This is a genomic window from Streptomyces pratensis (assembly GCF_037137275.1).
GTDB lineage: Bacteria > Actinomycetota > Actinomycetes > Streptomycetales > Streptomycetaceae > Streptomyces > Streptomyces pratensis_B.
In genome coordinates this window covers 311,663-330,249 of sequence record NZ_JBBBEN010000097.1, presented here as the reverse complement: position 1 = coordinate 330,249, position 18,587 = coordinate 311,663, and the positions used below count along the sequence as shown (strand labels likewise).

Sequence of the window (18,587 nt, the reverse complement as noted above, 5' to 3'; positions counted from 1 at the left end):
GGGGCACGCGCCGCACCGTGCCGCGCCGAGGGGCGCCGGGCTCCAGCAGCGACGGGGGCGGTCGGCAACCGCCCGCCGCCGTCACGGAGCCGGAACCACGCGCGTAGGCTCATTCCCGGCACATCGCAGGGGCGTCTACGATGCGCCGGGCAGGGTCGGCCCACCCCTCGACCGAACCCGAACTCAACGGAAGCGAGATTTCACCACCGTGACTGCTCTCACTCTCAGCACTGCCGGTGCGGCGACGCTGCGCGCCGACGCCATCGTCGTCGGCGTCGCCAAGGGCGCTGGTTCCACGTCTGGGGACCTGGTCCTCACACCGGGCGCAGAGGCCGTGGACAAGGCGTTCGACGGAAAGCTCGCCTCCGTCCTCGTGACCCTGGGCGCCACGGGTGCCGAGGGCGAAGTGACCAAGCTCCCCGCCGCGTCCGGGCTCAAGGCCCCGGTCGTCGTCGCGGTCGGGCTGGGCTCGGCTCCGGGCAAGAAGAAGGACGGGTACGACGCCGAGGCGCTGCGTCGCGCCGCGGGCGTCGCCGCCCGCGCGCTGACCGGTTCGAAGAAGGCCGGTTTCGCCCTGCCCGCCTCCTCCGTCGAGGAGACCGCGGCCGTGGCCGAGGGCGCGCTGCTCGGGGCGTACGCCTTCACCGCCTACCAGGGCGGCGAGAACAAGCTCGCTCCCAAGGGCGCGAAGCAGGAGAAGGACGCGAAGCAGCCGCTCGCGGAGGTCGCCCTGCTCGGTGTCAAGGCGCGCGACAAGGCCTACAAGGCCGCTGTCGAGCGCGCCGCGGCGCTGGCCGAGGAGATCAACCGGGCCCGCGACCTCGTCAACACCCCGCCGAACGACCTCTACCCCGAGTCCTTCGCCGCCGTGGCCACCGCCGCGGGCAAGGAGCACGGCATCAAGGTGCAGGTCCTCGACGAGAAGGCGCTCGTCAAGGGCGGCTACGGCGGCCTCGTGGGCGTCGGTCAGGGCTCGGCGCACGGCCCGCGCCTGGTGCGGCTCGCCTACACGCACCCCAAGGCGGAGAAGACCCTGGCCCTCGTCGGCAAGGGCATCACCTACGACTCGGGCGGCATCTCGCTCAAGCCGGCCGGCCACAACGAGACGATGAAGTGCGACATGGCCGGCGCCGCCGCCGTGTTCGCCGCCGTCGTCTCCGCCGCCCGCCTGGGCCTGAGGGTCAACGTCACCGGCTGGCTGGCGCTGGCCGAGAACATGCCCTCCGGCAACGCCGTCCGCCCCGGCGACGTGCTGCGCATGTACAGCGGCAAGACCGTCGAGGTCCTCAACACCGACGCCGAGGGCCGGCTCGTCCTGGCCGACGCGCTGACCCGCGCGTCGGAGGAGAAGCCCGACGCGATCGTCGACGTGGCGACGCTGACCGGTGCCATGGTGCTGGCGCTGGGCAACCGCACCTTCGGCGTCATGGCCAACGACGACGCCTTCCGTACGTCGATCCACGAGATCTCCGAAGAGGTCGGCGAGGCCTCCTGGCCGATGCCGCTCCCGGCCGACCTGCGCAAGGGCATGGAGTCCCCCACCGCCGACATCGCCAACATGGGCGAGCGGATGGGCGGCGGCCTGGTCGCCGGTCTGTTCCTGCAGGAGTTCGTGGGCGAGGGCATCGCCTGGGCGCACCTGGACATCGCGGGTCCCGCGTTCCACGAGGGCGCGCCGTACGGCTACACGCCCAAGGGCGGCACCGGCTCCTCGGTCCGCACCCTGGTCCGCCTCGCCGAGCGCACCGCCGCCGGCGACCTCGGCTGATCCGCGCCGAGCCGCTCCGCCGGACACCCGCCTACGGCCCCGGGCATAGCACCGGGGCCGTAGGCGTTGTCGCTTCTCGGAGGCATGCGGTCCGGGCGGGTTTCGCTCCGGACGAAACCGGCCGGTTCGACAGGTCCGACCGCAGCAGCAACCCTCCGGCACGGATGATCGTCCGTGCCGGAGCCGGGCCCCGCGTCCCGCTCACCGTCGACAAGTGCGAAGATGGGTTCTCGGCAGGACAGGGCCCCCACCACAGGGCCGAACAAAAGCGGCCGCACACCAGCCGACCGGCCGGTCACACCCCAGCGACGGGGCCCGGCGCACGGCGCACATGCATGGAGGACGTGACGTGGCGAACGACGCCAGCACCGTTTTCGACCTAGTGATCCTCGGCGGTGGCAGTGGCGGTTACGCCGCGGCCCTGCGCGGAGCGCAGCTGGGCCTGGACGTCGCCCTGATCGAGAAGGGCAAGGTGGGCGGCACCTGCCTGCACAACGGCTGCATCCCCACGAAGGCACTGCTGCACGCGGGTGAGATCGCCGACCAGGCCCGTGACTCGGCCCAGTTCGGGGTGAAGGCGACCTTCGAGGGCATCGACATGGAGGCCGTCAACAAGTACAAGGACGAGGTGATCTCGGGCCTGTACAAGGGGCTGCAGGGTCTCATCGCCTCCCGCAAGGTCCACTACATCGAGGGTGAGGGCAAGCTCTCCTCCCCCACCTCCGTCGACGTGAACGGCCAGCGCGTCCAGGGCCGCCACGTGCTGCTGGCCACCGGCTCCGTGCCGAAGTCGCTGCCGGGCCTGGAGATCGACGGCAACCGGATCATCTCCTCGGACCACGCGCTGAACATGGACCGGGTCCCGAAGTCCGCGATCGTGCTGGGCGGCGGCGTCATCGGCGTCGAGTTCGCCTCGGCCTGGAAGTCCTTCGGCACCGAGGTCACCATCATCGAGGGCCTCAAGCACCTCGTCCCGGTCGAGGACGAGAACAGCTCCAAGCTTCTCGAGCGCGCGTTCCGCAAGCGCGGCATCAAGTTCAACCTCGGCACGTTCTTCGAGAAGGCCGAGTACACCGAGGACGGCGTCCGGGTGACGCTCGCCGACGGCAAGACCTTCGAGGCGGAGCTGCTGCTCGTCGCGATCGGCCGCGGCCCGGTCTCGCAGGGCCTGGGTTACGAGGAGCAGGGCGTCGCGATGGACCGCGGCTACGTCCTGGTCGACGAGTACATGCAGACCAACGTCCCGACGGTCTCGGCGGTCGGCGACCTGGTCCCGACGCTCCAGCTCGCCCACGTCGGCTTCGCCGAGGGCATCCTGGTGGCGGAGCGTCTCGCCGGGCTCAAGACCGTCCCGGTCGACTACGACGGCGTGCCGAAGGTGACGTACTGCCACCCCGAGGTCGCCTCCGTGGGCATCACCGAGGCCAAGGCCAAGGAGATCTACGGCGCGGACAAGGTCGTCGCCCTCAAGTACAACCTCGCGGGCAACGGCAAGAGCAAGATCCTGAAGACCGCGGGCGAGATCAAGCTCGTCCAGGTCAAGGACGGCGCCGTGGTCGGCGTCCACATGGTGGGCGACCGTATGGGCGAGCAGGTCGGCGAAGCCCAGCTGATCTACAACTGGGAGGCGCTGCCCGCCGAGGTCGCGCAGCTCATCCACGCCCACCCGACGCAGAACGAGGCGATGGGCGAGGCCCACCTGGCGCTGGCCGGCAAGCCCCTCCACTCGCACGACTGACCCCCGGTCCCGGGCGCGACGACCGACCACTTCCGCATTTTCGTAAGGAGCAACTGAAACCATGTCGGTTTCCGTAACCCTTCCGGCGCTCGGCGAGAGCGTCACCGAGGGCACTGTCACCCGTTGGCTGAAGGCCGAGGGCGAGCGCGTCGAGGCCGACGAGCCGTTGCTCGAGGTCTCGACCGACAAGGTCGACACCGAGATCCCGGCCCCCGCGTCCGGCGTCCTGTCCGCCATCAAGGTCGCTGAGGACGAGACCGTCGAGGTCGGCGCCGAGCTGGCCGTCATCGACGACGGCTCGGGAGCCCCGGCCGAGGAGTCCGCCCCCGCGGCCGAGACTCCCGCATCCGAGGCCCCCGCCGCCGAGGCTCCGGCGGCCGAAGCCCCCGCCGCCCCGTCGACGGAGTCCGAGGCCCCCGCCCCGGCCCCGAGCGCGGAGGCGGCCACCGGCGGATCGTCCGCCGAGGGCACCGACGTCACCCTCCCGGCGCTCGGCGAGAGCGTCACCGAGGGCACCGTCACCCGTTGGCTGAAGGAGGTCGGCGAGGAGGTCGCGGAGGACGAGCCTCTGCTGGAGGTCTCCACGGACAAGGTCGACACCGAGATCCCCGCCCCGGTCGCCGGTGTGCTGCTGGAGATCGTGGTCGGCGAGGACGAGACCGCCGAGGTCGGCGCCAAGCTCGCCGTCATCGGTGCTCCGGGCGCGGCCCCGGCCGCCGCTCCGGCGCAGCCCCCGGCCCCGGCCCAGGAAGCGCCCAAGGAGGAGGCCCCCAAGCAGGAAGCCCCCGCGGCTCCCGCCCAGGAGGCCCCCAAGCAGGAAGCCCCCAAGCAGGAGACCCCCGCGGCTCCCGCCCAGGAGGCCCCCAAGCAGGAAGCTCCCAAGCAGGAGGCCCCCGCGGCCCCGGCCCAGGAAGCGCCCAAGCAGGAGGCCCCCAAGCAGGAGGCCCCGGCGGCTCCCGCCGCCCCGGCTCAGCCCGCGCCCTCCGGTGACGACGGCGCGTACGTCACGCCGCTGGTCCGCAAGCTCGCGTCCGAGAACAACGTGGACCTGAGCGCGGTCAAGGGCACCGGCGTCGGCGGCCGCATCCGCAAGCAGGACGTCGTCGCCGCCGCGGAGGCCGCCAAGGCCGCCGCCACTCCGGCCCCCTCCGAGGTTCCGGCCGCCGCCCCGGCGGCGCCGAAGCTGGAGGCGTCCCCGCTGCGCGGTCAGACGGTCAAGATGACCCGCATGCGCAAGGTCATCGGCGACAACATGATGAAGGCGCTGCACTCGCAGGCCCAGCTGACCTCGGTCGTCGAGGTCGACATCACCAAGCTGATGAAGCTGCGCAACCGGGCGAAGGCCTCCTTCGCCGCCCGTGAGGGCGTCAAGCTGTCCCCGATGCCGTTCTTCGTGAAGGCGGCCGCCCAGGCGCTGAAGGCCCACCCGGTCGTCAACGCCCGGATCAACGAGGACGAGGGCACCATCACGTACTTCGACGCGGAGAACATCGGCATCGCCGTGGACGCCGAGAAGGGCCTGATGACCCCGGTCATCAAGGGTGCGGGCGATCTGAACATCGCGGGCATCTCGAAGAAGACCGCCGAACTGGCGGGCAAGGCGCGCGGTGGCGGCCTGACGCCGGACGACATGTCCGGGGCCACGTTCACCATCAGCAACACCGGTTCGCGCGGTGCGCTCTTCGACACCGTCATCGTGCCGCCGAACCAGGCGGCCATCCTCGGCATCGGCGCGACGGTCCGCCGTCCGGTGGTCATCGACCACCCGGACCTCGGCGAGACCATCGCGGTGCGCGACATGACGTACCTCGCGCTCTCCTACGACCACCGTCTGGTGGACGGCGCGGACGCCGCCCGTTACCTGACGTCGGTCAAGGCGATCCTGGAGGCCGGTGAGTTCGAGGTCGAGCTCGGCCTCTGAGCGCTCCCGCTGTAACCAGCCTCACCAGCGGCGCCCCCGTCCGGAACTCTTCCGGGCGGGGGCGCCGCCGTATTGTCTAAGACCACCGCCGCCCTCCCCGTGCGGGCCGGCCTCGGCGCACGCGGCCGCCCCGCCCCCGAGATGATGCAGGCAGCGCCGGTCTGCCCGCGAAGGAGCACCCCATGACCCCGCCCGTCGTCCACTCGCTGCGCGAACAGATCCGCGAGCACATCGTGGAGGGGATCGTCAGCGGGCGCTGGAAGCCGGGCGAGCGGATCGTGGAGCGGCGCATCGCCACCGAGCTGGAGGTCAGCCAGACGCCCGTGCGCGAGGCGCTGCGGGAGCTGGAGACGCTGCGGCTGATCGAGTCCGCCCCCAACAAGGGCGTCCGGGTCCGCAACCTCACCGCCGCCGACCTGGAGGAGAGCTATCCGGTGCGGGCCGGTCTGGAGCAGATCGCTGCGGAGCTGGCCGCCCCGCTGCTCGGACGGGACTGCTCGGCGCTGGCGCCGCACGTGGCCGCGCTGTACGAGGCGGACCGGCTGTCCGACGGCGAGGCCCAGGTGCGGCACACGGTGGGCTTCCACCGGGAGATGGTGCGGGCCGCCGGGAACGCGGTGCTGCTGCACACCTGGGAGGGGCTGGGCATCGAGGTGTTCACGGCCCTGTCGATCCGCTGGCTGGGCACGGTGCAGAAGTCGTACGCGGAGGAGCACCAGGCGCTCATCGACGCGTTCCTCCAGGAGGACCCGCAGATCGGCGCTCTGGTGAAGGCCCACGTCCTGGGCTGCGCGCCCCGCGCCTGAGTCGGCCCCCAGCCTCGATCATCTGGCGCGCCTGCCGCTCTTCCGTGCAGGTCAGCGCCCTTTTTGCGCGCTTTGGCGCGTCACTCCGTGCCCCGATTCGCGGCACCGCATGCCACTTTTCTTCGTATCGAGAAGTTTTGCCTTCAATCCTTTGATCGATCATCGATCAGCGCCTTACAGTTCTCCGCGGGCCCACCGGCCCATCGCCCTGTCCTGCCAGTCAGGGACTTCTCCACCCCCCTCCTCTCCGGAAGGCGGCGATCATGACCGACCCCGTAGGAAAGCTTCCGAGCGAGCTCGACCAGCTCCCGGACCGTGACCCCGAGGAGACCGCCGAATGGGCGGCCTCCCTCGACGCCGTCACACAGGCCGCCGGCCCGCACCGCGCCGCGTACCTGATGCGCCGCTCGCTGCAGCACGCCGAGGGCGCCGGTCTCGCGCTGCCCAAGCTGCTGGAGACCGATTACGTCAACTCCATCCCCACAGCCGCCGAACCCGACTTCGACGGCGACCTGGAGATGGAGTCGCGGATCACCGCCTGGAACCGCTGGAACGCGGCCGCGATGGTGACCCGGGGCGCCCGGCACGGGGTCGGCGGCCACATCGCCACCTTCGCCTCCGCGGCCTGGCTCTACGAGACCGGTTTCAACCACTTCTTCCGCGGCAAGGAGGGGGACGGCTCCGGTGACCAGCTCTACATCCAGGGCCACGCCTCCCCCGGCATCTACGCCCGCGCCTTCCTCGACGGCCGGCTCAGCGAGCAGCAGCTCGACAACTTCCGCCAGGAGGCGGGCGGCGACGGTCTGCCCTCCTACCCGCACCCGCGGCGGCTGCCCTGGCTGTGGGAGTTCCCGACCGTGTCGATGGGCCTGGGCCCGCTCTCGGCCATCTACCAGGCGCGCTTCAACCGTTACCTGACCAACCGCGCCATCAAGGACACCGCCGGCTCGCACGTCTGGGCCTTCCTGGGCGACGGCGAGATGGACGAGCCCGAGTCGACCGCGGCCCTCGCGCTGGCGGCCCGCGAGCAGCTCGACAACCTGACCTTCGTCATCAACTGCAACCTGCAGCGCCTCGACGGCCCGGTCCGCGCCAACTTCCGCGTGGTCCAGGAGCTGGAGGCGCAGTTCCGCGGAGCCGGCTGGAACGTCGTCAAGACGCTCTGGGGCAACGCCTGGGACGAGCTGTTCCAGCTGGACACCCAGGGTGCGCTGCTGCGCCGCCTGCGCGAGGTGCCGGACGCGCAGTTCCAGACGTACGCCACCCGCGACGTCGCCTACATCCGCGAGCACTTCTTCGGCGTCGAGCCCGCGCTCGCCGAGCTGGCGAAGCTGCTCACCGACGCGAAGATCGCCGAGTGCTTCTACACCTCCCGCGGCGGCCACGAGGCCCGCAAGGTGTACGCGGCGTACCGGGCGGCCGTCGAGCACAAGGGCGCGCCGACCGTGATCCTGGCCCAGACGGTCAAGGGCTACACCCTGGGCAAGGGCTTCGAGTCCAAGAACGCCAACCACCAGATGAAGAAGCTGTCGATCGACGAGTTCAAGGGCATGCGCGAGCTGCTCGGCCTCCCGATCCCCGACAGCGCCTTCGAGGACGGGCTGGTCCCCTACGGCCACCCCGGCGCCGACTCCCCCGAGGTCCGCTACCTCCAGGAGCGCCGCGCCGCCCTCGGCGGTCCCGCCCCGGCCCGCCGGGTGCACGCGGCGGCCCTGCCGCAGCCCGAGGAGCGCGCGTTCAAGGCCCTGTACAAGGGGTCCGGCAAGCAGGAGATGGCCACCACCATGGCGTTCGTCCGCCTGGTGAAGGACCTGATGCGGGACAAGGAGACCGGCAGGCGCTGGGTGCCGATCGTCCCGGACGAGGCCCGCACCTTCGGCATGGAGTCGCTCTTCCCCTCCGCCGGCATCTACTCGCCGCTGGGCCAGACGTACGACCCGGTCGACCGCGACCAGCTGATGTACTACAAGGAGGCCAAGGACGGCCAGATCCTCAACGAGGGGATCACCGAGGCCGGAGCCATGGCCGACTTCATCGCCGCCGCCACGTCGTACGCGACGCACGGCGAGACGATGATCCCGTTCTACATCTTCTACTCGATGTTCGGCTGGCAGCGGACCGGCGACCAGATGTGGCAGCTCGCCGACCAGCTCGGCAAGGGCTTCATCGTCGGCGCGACGGCGGGCCGCACGACCCTGACGGGCGAGGGCCTCCAGCACGCGGACGGCCACTCGCACCTGATCGCGGCCACCAACCCGGCCTCGCTCAACTACGACCCGGCGTTCGCCTACGAGGTCGCGGTGATCGTCAAGGACGGTCTGCGCCGGATGTACGGCCCCGAGGCAGAGAACGTCTTCTACTACCTGACGGTCTACAACGAGCCGAAGCCCCAGCCCGCGATGCCCGAGGGCGTCGAGGAGGGCATCGTCAAGGGCCTGTACCGCTTCAAGGAGGGCACGCCCGCGAAGGCGGACGCGCCGCGCCTGCAGCTGCTGGCGTCCGGCACGGCGATCCACTGGGCCCTGGAGGCCCAGGAGCTGCTGGCCGCCGACTGGGGTGTCACGGCCGACGTGTGGTCCGCCACCTCGTGGGGCGAGCTGCGCCGCGACGCGCTGGCCGCCGACGAGGCGCTGCTCCGCGGTGAGCAGCAGGTGCCGTACGTGACCCAGGCGCTCTCCGGTGCGCCGGGCCCGGTGCTCGCGGTCAGCGACTGGATGCGCCAGGTGCCGGACCAGATCAGCCAGTGGGTGGAGCAGGACTGGTCCTCGCTCGGCACGGACGGCTTCGGCCTCTCCGACACCCGTGCCGCGGCCCGCCGCCACTTCGGCGTCGACGCCCAGTCGATCGTGGTGGCGTCGCTGGCCCAGCTGGCCCGGCGCGGCGAGGTCCCGGCCACCGCGGTCAAGGAGGCCCGGGAGCGCTACGGGCTCTGAGCCGCCGGGAGCCCGCGCCCCCCGGCACGGACCCGGCCCCCGGTCGTCGGGGCGGACGCGCCCGACAGCGCCCCGCCCGGGCGGCCGGGGGCCGGGTCCGTGCCGGGGGGCGCGGGCGGGGCGGGGGGCCGGCGTCGGAGGCGGGCGGTACGGCCACAATGGGCCCATGCGCGCTGCCCGGCTGATCAAGATGGTCCTCCTCCTTCAGTCCCGTCCCGCCATGACCGCCGCCGAGCTGGCCGCGGAGCTGGAGGTGTCGGAGCGCACGGTCGCCCGGGACGCGCAGGCGCTCTCCGAGGCGGGCGTCCCGGTGTACGCGGAGCGCGGCCGGGCGGGCGGCTACCGGCTGATCGGCGGGTACCGCACCCGGCTGACCGGCCTGGCCCGTGACGAGGCGGAGGCCCTCTTCCTGTCCGGGCTGCCCGCCGCGCTGCGCGAGATGGGCCTGGAGGACGCGGCGTCGGCCGCCCGGCTCAAGGTGTCGGCCGCGCTCCTGCCCTCGCTGCGCGACGCCTCGTCCTCAGCCGCCCGGCGCTTCCACCTGGACGCCCCTTCCTGGTACCACGAGCCGAGGACGCCCGCCCTGCTGCCCGCCGTCGCCGACGCCGTCTGGGACGACCGCCTGCTGCGGGCCCGCTACCGCGGTCGCGGGGGGACGGAAGTGGAGCGGGAGCTGGCTCCGTACGGCCTCGTCCTCAAGGCGGGGGTCTGGTATCTGTGCGCCGCGGCGGACGGCGACTTCCGGGTCTACCGGATCGACCGCTTCACCGCGGCCAAGCCGGCAGAGGAGCGCTTCGAGCGGGACGAGGGCTTCGACCTGGGCGAGTTCTGGGAGGCGCGGTCCGCCGAGTTCGCCCGGTCCCTGCTGCGCACAGAGGTGACCGTACGGGTGTCCGAGCGCGGTGCGCGCCGGCTCGCGTACGCCGGTGACCGGGCGGCGGCGGCCGCGGCCCTCGCCCAGGCCCCTCCCGCCGGGCCGGACGGCCTGCGGACGGTGACCCTGCCGATGGAGTCACTGGACGTGGCGTACGAGCAGTTGCTGCCGCTGGGGCCCGAGTTGGAGGTCCTGGCCCCCGAGGCGCTGCGGGCCCGGTTCGCCGAGGCGGCCGAACGTCTGCACGAGTTGTATCGCTGAAAGGCGGCAATTCGGTGTCTGCGCGTGCATGAGCACCCGGCAGGCTGGATGCTGGACCCGTGATGGACGAAACGGAATTCTGGGAGATCGTCGACAGCACCCGCGAGGCCGCTGAGGGCGACCCCGAGGACCACGCCGATCTGCTCGTGGAACGGCTGGTGCGGCTCGATCCCGAATCCGTGCTGGACTTCGCCCGGCACTTCGAGGCCCGCTACAACCGGGCCTACCGCTGGGATCTGTGGGGCGCGGCGGCCGTGCTGTTCGGCGGCGCGAGCGACGACGCGTTCGACTGCTTCCGCTGCTGGCTGATCGGCCAGGGCCGGGAGGTCTTCGAGGGGGCCCTGCACGACCCCGACGACCTCGCGGAGCTGCTGGAGGACTTCGACGAGGAGGTCGACGGGGACGGGGAGGACCTGGGCTACGCGGCCGACGAGGCCTACGAGCAGCTCACCGGCGCGGTGGCGCCGGACCTGGGGCTTCCGCCGCACCCCACCGACCCGCTGGGCACGCCCCTCGACTTCGAGGACGAGGGGGCCCTCGCGTCCCGCTTCCCCGAGCTGTGGGACCGCTTCGGCCCGCGGTGACGGAGGCGCCCCGGGGCCCAGGTATCAGGACAGGACCGAGCGGCCCATCGCCACGTCGTCGACGTAGCGTCCGTTCAGGAAGAACTCCCCCGGCAGCACCCCTTCGACGACGAAACCCTCGGAGGCGTACAGCGCGCGGGCCGGGGTGTTGTGCGCGAGCACCCGAAGGGTGACCCGGTTCGCGCCCTGACCGCGGGCCTCGGCGAGCGCCGCCCGCAGCAGGGCCCGCCCGACGCCGGCCCCGCGCGCCCAGCCGGCCACGGCAAGACCCTGGATCTGCCGCACGTGGGCGTTGGAGAAGAGGGGGGTGGGCGGGACGAGCCGTATGTACCCGGCGATCCGCGCGTCGCCGGTCTCCGCCCCGGCCTCCGCCACGAGGAAGTCCTCCGGCCGGTGCCGCTCGTCGAAGAAGGAGGCGTACGGAGGCTGCGGCTTCGGCGTCACCGCGTGCAGCGTCGACCAGGTGGACCGGTCGAGCTCCGCGAGCGGGCCGTCGTCGGCGGGCACGGCGGAGCGGACGGAACGGAGGGCGAGTGCGGGCATGGCGTCACTGTGCCATGCGGCGTCCCCGCCGATCCACGCGGTCCGCGCCGGCGCCCGGTCGCCGGGTGGGCCGCGGCTCACGCCGCCGACGGCGGGGGCGCGCCGCCCGGGCCGGCGTGAGGCCGTTTCCCGCCGACCGGTCCCGTCTTCGCCGTGTTCACCGCGGCCCGTGGGGCAGGATGGGCGCATGCCGAGCTCCCGTATCGCCGTCAGCGGATCGTCAGGACTCATCGGAGCGGCGCTGGTGCGCTCGCTGCGGGCCGACGGGCACGAGGTGGCCCGCCTGGTCCGGCGGCCCGCCAGAAGCGGCGACGAGGTGGCGTGGGACCCCCGTCGCAGTCACGTGGACGTGGCCGGGCTGGTGGGCTGCGACGCCGTCGTCCACCTCGCCGGGGCCGGGGTCGGCGACCACCGCTGGACCGACGCCTACAAGAGGGAGATCCGGGACAGCCGCGTCCTGGGCACCGCCGCGATCGCCGAGGCCGTCGCCTCGCTCGACTCCCCGCCCCGGGTGCTGCTCTCCGGCTCGGCCATCGGCTTCTACGGCGACACCGGGGACCGGGCGGTGGACGAGAGCGCACCGCCCGGACACGGGTTCCTGCCGTCCGTCTGCGAGGAGTGGGAGGCGGCCACCGCCCCCGCGGAGGAGGCGGGCATCCGCACCGTGCACGCCCGCACCGGGCTGGTCGTCGCCCGCGAGGGAGGGGCCTGGGGAAAGCTCTTCCCGCTCTTCAAGGCCGGGCTCGGCGGGCGGCTGGGCAACGGCCGCCAGTACTGGAGCTTCATCGCGCTGCACGACCACGTCGCGGCGCTGCGCCACATCCTGGACACCGAGTCGCTGACCGGCGCGGTGAACCTGACCGGGCCCGACCCCGTCACCAACGCCGAGGTGACCGCCGCGATGGGCCGGGTGCTGCACCGCCCGACGCTGTTCACCGCGCCCGCACCGGCCCTGCGGATCGCGCTCGGGGAGTTCGCCGGGGACGTGCTGGGCAGCCAGCGGGTGCTCCCGGGCAAGCTGCTGGACTCCGGCTTCTCCTTCGCCTTTCCCGGCGTCGACGCGGCGATCCGCGCGGCGCTGCGCTGATCCCGCGCCCTCCGATCCGGCCACTCTCCGCGCTCCCTGCGTGCCCGCCCTTCCGCGGCCGGGCGGTACGACGGGGCGAGCGGCCCGGGGCGGCACGGCGGGCGCTCCGGCCGGGGCGGCGCGGCGACGCCCCGGGGCCCCGCGCGGTGTCGCGTCGCGGCCGCCGGGCGTTCGCACGGTCGCGCCGGGCCTCCCGTGCGACCCCGTGCCCCGGTGCTCCCCGGCTCGCGCGTCTGACCCGGTATCAGCCATCGTCCTAGCCTCGATAGGTAACTCCGGCATTCCGGGGGCCTGTTGGGGGCAAGAGCCCCCCACCAGTCGCACCGACTCGGGGAGGGGCATGTGCGCAGCACGGCACACCACGCAGACGTGGTCATCATCGGGGCCGGCATCGCGGGCCTGTCAGCGGCCCGCCTGCTGGCCGGCGCGGGGCTCCGCGTCAGCGTCCTGGAGGCCGCTCCCCGGGTGGGCGGCCGGCTCGCCACCGCGGAGGTGGACGGCTTCCGGCTCGACCGCTTCGGCCCCTTGCTGTGCGCCTCCTGGCCGGAGCTGACCGGTGCTCCGGGGGTCGGCGCCCCGGAGCTGCGGGCGTTCGCGCCGGGGGTGCTGGTCCACAGCAACGGCCGCCGCCAGCTCACCGGCGACATCCGGAGCGCGAGGGGCGCACTCAAGGCGGTACGCACCCGGCCGAGCGCCCCCCGTGCCCCGCACGGCACGCGCGGGGAGGGGGCCGGGGCCCCGTCGCGCGGCGGCCGGAGCGGCGCGGTGACCGGGGCGATCGACCGGGCCCGGCTGGGCGCGGCGCTGTCCCGGCTGGCCGCCACCCCTCGGGCCCGGCTGCTGGCCCGCCCGGAGCGGACGGCGGCCAGCGCCCTGGCGGCGAGCGGTCTGCCCGCCCGCACGGTGGACGGCGTGCTGCGCCCGCTGCTCTCCGCGCTGCTCAACGACCCCGACCTCACCACGTCGAGCCGGCGCGCCGATCTCGCCCTGCGGGACTACGCGCGCGGCGGGCTCTGCGTCCCGGCGGGCGGTTCCGCGGCGCTGCCGGAGCTGCTGGCGGCCTCGCTGCCCCCGGGCACGGTGCGCACGGGCGTCCATGTGACCGCCGCCGACATCACCTCGGTGCGCACCAAGGAGCACGGCGAGCTGGGGTGCCGTTCCCTGCTGCTGGCGACCGGGGCGGGGGCGGCGGCCGAGCTGCTGCCGGGACTGCGGGTACCGGCTTTCCGCCCCGTGACGGTCCTCCACCACAGCGCCCCCGCCCCGCCGCCGACCGGCAGGTCGCTGGTGCTGGACTCCGACCGGTCGGGCCCGGTGGCGTACACCGCGGTGATGAGCGCGGTCGATCCCTCCCGCGCGCCGGAGGGCCGGAGCCTGATCACCTCGACGGTGCTCGGCGCCCCTCCGCCGGACCTGGACCGCGCGGTGCGCCGGCACCTCGCGGCGCTGTACGGCGTCCCCACGGGCGGCTGGGAACTCCTGGCGGCGCACCACGACCCGGAGGCGGTGCCCGCCATGGACGCCCCGCACGATCCGCGCCGCCCGGTGCGGGTGCTGGCCGGGCTGTACGTGTGCGGCGACCACCGCGACACGAGCACGGTGCAGGGGGCCCTCCGGTCGGGCCGCCGGGCGGCCGAGGCGATCCTCGCCGATCTGGCCGTGCCCGGCCGGCACGAGGGGGGCTCGGGCCTGCCCGAGGCCGCGTGACAGCGCGGGGAGCGTGCCGCGGCTGCCGCCCGCCCCGGTCGCCCCCGCTCCCGCCGTCAGCCGAGCGCGGCGACCCGCTCGCGGTAGCCGCGTACGGCGACCGCGTCCCGGTAGGGCTCCAGGCTGCGCTCGAACGCGCGCACGTACTCGGTGGCGCGGGCCGAGCGGATCTCGGCCGCCTGCTGGGCCGCCTCCGCCCCCAGCAGGCAGGCCTGGTCCAGCTCGCCCAGGCCCAGCCGGGCCGAGGCGAGGACAACCCGGCAGAACAGCCTGCTCCGGGCGTACGCCGGGGAGCGCAACTGGAGCGAGCGCTCCGCGTGCTGGGCGGCGGTCCGGTACTGCTGGAGGTCGCGGTGGCAGTGGCCGAGGTCGTCGGCGAGCTGCGCCTCGTCGTAGGAGCGGGCCCAGTGCGGGACCTCGTCGCCGGGGCGCGCGGCCTCCAGAGCGTGCTCGGCCCGGGTCAGGGCGGCGGTGCAGGACCGGGTCTCGCCGAGCACGCCGTGCCCGCGGGCCTCGGCCGAGTGCAGCAGCGCCTGGACGAGGGGCGGGGCGGCGGAGCCGACGCCCTGCTGGGCGACGCGGGCGAGTTGCACGGCCTCCCTGCCGTGCCCGAGATAGACCGCCTGGCGGCTCATCGTGACCAGGACGTAGGCGCCGTAGCCGCGGTCGCCCGCTGCCTGGGCGAGCCGCAGCGCCTGCACGTAGTACCGCTGGGCCAGGCCGTGGGCGGCGATGTCGTACGAGGTCCAGCCGGCCAGCCGCGTCAGGTCGGCGACCGCGGCGAACAGCCGCCGCCCGGTGGCCTCGCCGTACGCGCCCCGGAGCATCGGCTCTGCCTCGTGCTCCAGATAGCGCACGAGGGCCTGCCGGGCGTGGCCGCCGCCGTACGCGTGGTCGAGGGTGCGAAACAGCTCGCCGACCGAGCGCAGTGCGGAGACGTCCCCGTCGCCGACCCGCTGTCCGGGCCCCCGCTCGGTCTGCCGCTGGCGCGGGACCACGGGCAGCGCCCCGGCCCCCGGCCCCGCCCCGGGGGAGGACGGCGGGACGGGCGGCCCCGCAGGCGCGGGCCGGGGCGGACCGGGCGGGCGGGGCCCGCCCCGGGGCTCGGTGTGCGGCCCTGCGTGCGGCCCTGGGTGCGGCTGCCCGGGGGGCGGGGCCGCTCCCTGGGCCCGGCGGGCGGCCCCGCCGTCTCGCGCCACCCATTCGTCGGGCCTGCCGATCAGCCAGTCCCGGCTGGGGACGACGAGTCCGGCCGGGGTGAAAGCGATCTTGCGCAGCTCGGTGTGACTGCCGGAGTCCTTGCGCCACAGGCCGCTCACGATGTCGACGGCCTCGGCCGGGGTTGCGGCGAACTCCAGGCCCGCGTAGACGGGCGCGCAGGCGTCGAGCCCGAGGTCCTGCGCCGAGAGCCGCCGGCCCAGCCGCCGGGTGAAGACCTCCGCGATCAGGGCGGGGGTGGTGCCGCGCGGCTGCTGCCCCCGCAGCCAGCGGGTCACCGAGGTCTTGTCGTACCGCAGGTCGAGGCCGTGTTCGAGGCCGAGCTGATCGACCCGGCGGGCCAGACCCGCGTGGGAGAACCCGGCTTCCGCGATGAGCGAGGCCAGGCGGCGGTTGGGCGTGCGCTGCGGGGGTCGTTCCGACATCAGCTGTACGGTCTCCTGCCTTCGGGGCCGGACGGGCAGCCCACATAGGAACGGCGCGAATTTAGCGGCCACCGGGGCGGCCACGGCCACCCTTTGCTCCATTTTCATCCGATCGTGTGAGGATTCGGGGCGGTGCTGACGAAATCACCCCACCCGCGGACCGGCCGTCGACCTGCCGGACGGTTCCCGGTACGACGGTCGTACAGTGGTTGCGGGCGCGATCAGTGCAGGGTGCCGTCATCCCGGGGACACCTCTCCGGGCACGCGGCGCCACAGGTAGGGAGGCATCTGTGAGCGAGCTGCGGTTCGTCCGTCTGGGCTTCGGCGAGCAGGCCGTCGAGTACCAGGAGGCATGGCAGAAGCAGCGCGAGGTGCACGCGGCCCGGTTCGAGGACCGGGTGCCGGACACCTGTCTGCTCCTGGAGCACCCGCCCGTCTACACCGCTGGGCGCCGCACGGCCGACAGCGAGCGTCCGCTGGACGGCACCCCGGTCATCGACGTGGACCGGGGCGGGAAGATCACCTGGCACGGCCCGGGGCAGCTCGTCGGCTACCCCATCCAGAAGCTGCCGCGCCCCGTCGACGTGGTGGCGCACGTCCGCCGCCTGGAGGACGCCCTGATCCGTACGGCCCGCGACTTCGGCGTGGAGACCACCCGGGTGGAGGGCCGCAGCGGTGTCTGGGTGCTCGGCGACCCGGTCGACCAGCGTCCGTCGCTCGGCGGCCTCTCCCTCGACTTCGACCCGAGGCTCCAGGACGAGGAGTTCGACGCCCGGCTGAACGGCCCCGAGTACGCCCCGTCCAACGCGGGTCAGCGACGCGAGGACCGCAAGCTGGCCGCGATCGGAATCCGGGTCGCCAAAGGCGTGACCATGCACGGCTTCGCACTCAACGTGAACCCGGACAACACCTGGTTCGACCGGATCGTGCCCTGCGGGATTCGGGACGCCGGGGTCACCTCGCTCTCCAGCGAACTGGGCCGGGAGATCACCATCGAGGAGGTGCTCCCGGTCGTCGAGAAGCACCTGCGGGAGATCCTGGAGGGCGCGGAACTCGCCCCGCGGGCGGTGGAGCCGCAGAGCGCCGCGGCGGCCCCCGTCTGAGGCGAGGCGCCGACCGGCGGGATCGCCCCGGGAACAGAACCCGTCGGCCGCAGGTTGGACAGACGTAAAGCCGTTTGATGTACGGGCGTACCCTGGTGTTCGCCGAAGAATCCAATGCGAATCCAATTGCAGCGAAAGCAAAGGGGAGCCGGAGTGTCCGCTGTCGCACCCGACGGGCGCAAGATGCTGCGCTTGGAGGTCCGGAACAGCCAGACCCCCATCGAGCGCAAGCCCGAGTGGATCAAAACACGGGCGAAGATGGGCCCCGAGTACAACCAGCTGCAGAAGCTCGTGAAGAGCGAGGGGCTGCACACGGTCTGCCAGGAGGCGGGCTGCCCCAACATCTTCGAATGCTGGGAGGACCGCGAGGCCACCTTCCTCATCGGCGGCGACCAGTGCACCCGGCGCTGCGACTTCTGCCAGATCGACACGGGCAAGCCGCAGGCGCTGGACCGTGACGAGCCCCGCCGCGTCGGCGAGTCGGTCGTCACGATGGACCTGAACTACGCCACTATCACCGGCGTCGCCCGCGACGACCTGGAGGACGGCGGCGCCTGGCTGTACGCCGAGACCGTCCGCCAGATCCACGCGCTCACCGCGGAGCGGGAGGCGGGCGCGACCAAGGTCGAGCTGCTGATCCCCGACTTCAACGCGGAGCCGGAGCAGCTCGCCGAGGTCTTCTCCTCGCGTCCCGAGGTGCTCGCGCACAACGTGGAGACCGTGCCCCGGATCTTCAAGCGCATCCGCCCCGGCTTCCGCTACGAACGCTCCCTGGAGGTCATCACGCGGGCCCGCGAGGCCGGCCTGGTGACCAAGTCGAACCTGATCCTCGGCATGGGCGAGACCCGCGAAGAGGTCAGCGAGGCGCTCCAGGACCTGTACGACGCAGGTTGCGAGCTCATCACGATTACGCAGTATCTGCGGCCCTCCGTGCGCCACCACCCGGTCGAGCGCTGGGTGAAGCCGCACGAGTTCGTCGAGCTGAAGGACGAGGCCGACGCGATCGGCTACTCCGGCGTGATGTCGGGCCCGCTGGTGCGGTCCTCGTACCGCGCCGGCCGTCTCTTCCAGCAGGCGATGGACGCGCGCAGCGCGGCCGCCGACAGGGCCCGGCCCGCACCGGCGGTGTGAGACCGCTCACCGGAGAGAGCCGAGCGGCGCCCGCATGACCCGAGCGGCCCATACGCCTCCCCGCAGGTCGGGGACGCGAATGGGCCGCTTTGGCGTGCGCGGGCCCCCGGAACGAAGGTTTCATGGGTGTTTGACCGACCGGTCACGCGCTGGTAACACCGAACAGTGACCCTAGGTACACGGACGACAGCGGTCCCCACGACCGCCGCCGTCACCGCTTCCCGTACTCAGTCCGCGCCCCCGCATGGCGCATCCGCTCCGAGGGGAAACACCACGATGCAGGCCGCACCGGTCCGCGCCCACGCCCTACCGTCCGTCACCACCGCTCTGCGCGCAGTCGAGTCGCTGCTGCTGAGCGGGGGCCAGCGCACCGCCCGCCGCAACGCCTGGACGGCGGTCCTGGAGGACCGCCGCCGCGCCCGGGACCGGGTGGAGGCGGAGCACGTCCTCCAGGCCGTGGCCGACCACCGTTCCTAGGCCACCGCCGC

The 18,587-nt window shown here is 73.3% G+C and carries 14 protein-coding genes; 12 read left to right on the top strand and 2 right to left on the bottom strand.

What is annotated here, in order from left to right; genetic code table 11:
- The first annotated feature begins 208 nt into the window (after positions 1 to 208).
- The 7 genes from V9U70_RS23760 to V9U70_RS23730 all read left to right on the top strand — a co-directional run bounded on the left by V9U70_RS23760 (position 209) and on the right by V9U70_RS23730 (position 10,885).
- Complete coding sequence (locus V9U70_RS23760) at positions 209 to 1,768, top strand: leucyl aminopeptidase (RefSeq protein ID WP_336678338.1); 1,560 nt, start codon at positions 209 to 211, stop codon at positions 1,766 to 1,768.
- Between the two features lie 349 nt (positions 1,769 to 2,117).
- Entirely contained in the window at positions 2,118 to 3,506 is a 1,389-nt protein-coding gene (gene lpdA, locus V9U70_RS23755) for a dihydrolipoyl dehydrogenase (RefSeq protein WP_336678336.1), read from the top strand.
- Between the two features lie 61 nt (positions 3,507 to 3,567).
- Entirely contained in the window at positions 3,568 to 5,427 is a 1,860-nt protein-coding gene (gene sucB / locus V9U70_RS23750; RefSeq protein ID WP_336678335.1) for a 2-oxoglutarate dehydrogenase, E2 component, dihydrolipoamide succinyltransferase, read from the top strand.
- Positions 5,428 to 5,609: 182 nt separating this feature from the next.
- Complete coding sequence (locus V9U70_RS23745) at positions 5,610 to 6,233, top strand: GntR family transcriptional regulator (RefSeq protein WP_336678334.1); 624 nt, start codon at positions 5,610 to 5,612, stop codon at positions 6,231 to 6,233.
- Positions 6,234 to 6,496: 263 nt separating this feature from the next.
- Positions 6,497 to 9,166, top strand: a complete 2,670-nt coding sequence (aceE, locus tag V9U70_RS23740) for a pyruvate dehydrogenase (acetyl-transferring), homodimeric type (RefSeq protein ID WP_336678333.1) — start codon at positions 6,497 to 6,499, stop codon at positions 9,164 to 9,166.
- A 166-nt stretch (positions 9,167 to 9,332) separates the two neighbouring features.
- Positions 9,333 to 10,301 (top strand): helix-turn-helix transcriptional regulator, encoded by a 969-nt coding sequence (locus V9U70_RS23735; protein ID WP_336678332.1) that lies wholly within the window; start codon positions 9,333 to 9,335, stop codon positions 10,299 to 10,301.
- Positions 10,302 to 10,363: 62 nt separating this feature from the next.
- Complete coding sequence (locus V9U70_RS23730) at positions 10,364 to 10,885, top strand: DUF4240 domain-containing protein (RefSeq protein ID WP_336678330.1); 522 nt, start codon at positions 10,364 to 10,366, stop codon at positions 10,883 to 10,885.
- Positions 10,886 to 10,909: 24 nt separating this feature from the next.
- Here the strand turns inward: V9U70_RS23730 and V9U70_RS23725 are convergent, their stop codons facing one another.
- Positions 10,910 to 11,428 (bottom strand): GNAT family N-acetyltransferase, encoded by a 519-nt coding sequence (locus V9U70_RS23725; RefSeq protein ID WP_336678328.1) that lies wholly within the window; start codon positions 11,426 to 11,428, stop codon positions 10,910 to 10,912.
- A 187-nt stretch (positions 11,429 to 11,615) separates the two neighbouring features.
- Between V9U70_RS23725 and V9U70_RS23720 the strand changes: the two genes are divergently transcribed.
- Positions 11,616 to 12,515 carry a TIGR01777 family oxidoreductase gene (locus tag V9U70_RS23720; protein ID WP_336678327.1) on the top strand — a complete coding sequence of 300 codons (900 nt, stop codon included), beginning with the start codon at positions 11,616 to 11,618 and terminating at the stop codon, positions 12,513 to 12,515.
- Positions 12,516 to 12,857: 342 nt separating this feature from the next.
- A complete protein-coding gene (locus V9U70_RS23715) occupies positions 12,858 to 14,222 on the top strand; it encodes an NAD(P)/FAD-dependent oxidoreductase (protein WP_336678326.1) in 1,365 nt (454 codons plus the stop codon).
- 56 nt (positions 14,223 to 14,278) lie between these two features.
- Here the strand turns inward: V9U70_RS23715 and V9U70_RS23710 are convergent, their stop codons facing one another.
- Positions 14,279 to 15,865, bottom strand: coding sequence for an NsdA family TPR-like regulatory protein (locus tag V9U70_RS23710; RefSeq protein WP_336678324.1), 1,587 nt, complete (start codon positions 15,863 to 15,865; stop codon positions 14,279 to 14,281).
- Between the two features lie 290 nt (positions 15,866 to 16,155).
- Here V9U70_RS23710 and lipB point away from each other — a divergent pair, with 290 nt between their 5' ends.
- From lipB to V9U70_RS23695, 3 genes are all read left to right on the top strand, one after another.
- Positions 16,156 to 16,968 carry a lipoyl(octanoyl) transferase LipB gene (gene lipB / locus V9U70_RS23705; protein WP_336678322.1) on the top strand — a complete coding sequence of 271 codons (813 nt, stop codon included), beginning with the start codon at positions 16,156 to 16,158 and terminating at the stop codon, positions 16,966 to 16,968.
- Between the two features lie 153 nt (positions 16,969 to 17,121).
- Entirely contained in the window at positions 17,122 to 18,099 is a 978-nt protein-coding gene (gene lipA, locus V9U70_RS23700; protein ID WP_336678320.1) for a lipoyl synthase, read from the top strand.
- Positions 18,100 to 18,375: 276 nt separating this feature from the next.
- Positions 18,376 to 18,576 carry an SCO2195 family GlnR-regulated protein gene (locus V9U70_RS23695; protein WP_336678318.1) on the top strand — a complete coding sequence of 67 codons (201 nt, stop codon included), beginning with the start codon at positions 18,376 to 18,378 and terminating at the stop codon, positions 18,574 to 18,576.
- The last annotated feature ends 11 nt before the right edge of the window (positions 18,577 to 18,587 follow it).